This window comes from Vibrio sp. 1978, assembly GCF_033344345.1.
Map to the genome: position 1 here is coordinate 1 of NZ_JAWPOP010000079.1, position 1,615 is coordinate 1,615.

Annotated in this window: 2 protein-coding genes; both read left to right on the plus strand. The window is 47.2% G+C overall.

All coding sequences use genetic code 11. From position 1 onward, the window contains the following. The coding region (locus R8N49_RS24555) for an elongation factor 1-alpha C-terminal domain-related protein (RefSeq protein ID WP_412034904.1) at positions 1–311 on the plus strand (311 nt) is incomplete at its 5' end. A gap of 232 nt (positions 312–543) precedes the next feature. Further along, positions 544–1,615, plus strand: a 1,072-nt coding sequence (locus R8N49_RS24560) for an SLC13 family permease (RefSeq protein WP_318190151.1), incomplete at its 3' end; no start/stop codon positions are given.

Sequence of the window (1,615 nt, forward strand, 5' to 3'; positions counted from 1 at the left end):
ACGACATCAATAACTTGTCGACACATGGTGCTGCGGAACTGCCTCTAAATGGCATTGGTTTGTGTGAGTGGTCGCTCAATGAATCAGTAGCTTTGGACAATTACCAAGACTGCGCAGATACCGGTGGTTTCATCATCATCGATCGCCTAACTAATGTGACCGTTGGCGCTGGCATGGTGAAAGAAAGCTTAACAGAGCTTGAACGCGGTTTGGCTGATGTATCTGCCTTTGAACTTGAGTTGAACGCCCTTGTTCGCAAACACTTCCCGCATTGGGAAGCTAAAGACCTAAGCCAGTTACTCAAGAAGTAATGGCAGTAAGCCTAGGGACGTTATCAGTGTCTAGGTTCACAGCCTAACCGAGTGCGAAATGCGGTTAGGCTGCCTCTAAAACCGGAATGTTCAGTGAAGCCCAAGAAAATCTGAGCATTCTGGCACTCTTTTTCGCTTTGCTTTGCTCTGGTTACTTGTTTTATCGCTCTACACACTGTCGTTGTGTTGCGGTTTGTTTCGCTCGTTTCGAGCTGTTTGGTAAGGAAAGGCTATGTGGGAACAAGGATTTGTATTAGCGATTTTGCTTGGCATTATCACTTGTTTGCTTGTGACTAAGATTAAGCCGAGCTACGTTTTTGCTGGTGCAGCCTTTATTGCTTTCATGGCGGGAATGATGGATTCCACGACCATTGCTGCGAACTTTACCAACTCATCATTGTTAACTTTGGTCCTGCTGATTCTCGCTTCTTGTGCATTAGAAAAAACGTTACTGATCAGTTGGGTGAGCCGTAGTATTTCAGAAGGTCATTTAGGCAGTGTGATCGCCAAGCTTGGGCTATCGACCGCCTTACTGTCTTCCTTTACCAACAATACGGCCGTTGTTGTGTCTTTGATTGGTGCGATTAAACGCAATCAACAGCACGCGCCTTCTAAGCTACTGATTCCACTTTCTTACGCGGCGATATTTGGCGGCACATTAACGCTTATCGGTACTTCGACCAACCTTATTATTAATAGCTTTGTGGAAGATGCAGGGCTACCGAGTCTGAGCTTTTTTACTCCGACGATGATTGGCTTGGCTGTCTTAGCGGGTGGTCTTTTAATTCTTATTCCGCTGAGCTATTTGCTGCCAAGTTACGATGACCAAAACCAAGAAGACTTACCGTATTTCCTTGAATCTCGTGTTGAACCAGGTTCCCCTTTGGTTGGCCGAACCATCAGTGAAAACAATCTGCGTGCGCTGCGTAAGTTGTTTCTTGCAGAGGTGGTTCGTGATGGCGTGACGGTATCGTCAGTAGGCCCCGACTTCGTGCTGAAAGCGAAAGATCGTCTGTTGTTTTGTGGCGATGTCGAAAGTGTGGCGACCTTGCAAGAAATTCCGGGGCTGACTCTATTTGGGCAACAGCATTTGAATGGTCAAAACTTTATTGAAGTGGTGGTCAGTTCCTCTGCAACCTTCTGCCATAAGACCTTGAAAGAAAGACGCTTCCGCGAACGTTTTGATGCGGTTGTTGTCGCCATTCGTCGTGGGCATGAGCGCTTGGAAGGTGGATTGGGCAGTATTACCTTAGCTCCGGGCGATACTTTAGTGCTGGTGCCGGGCAAGCGTTTCGAATCTGAGC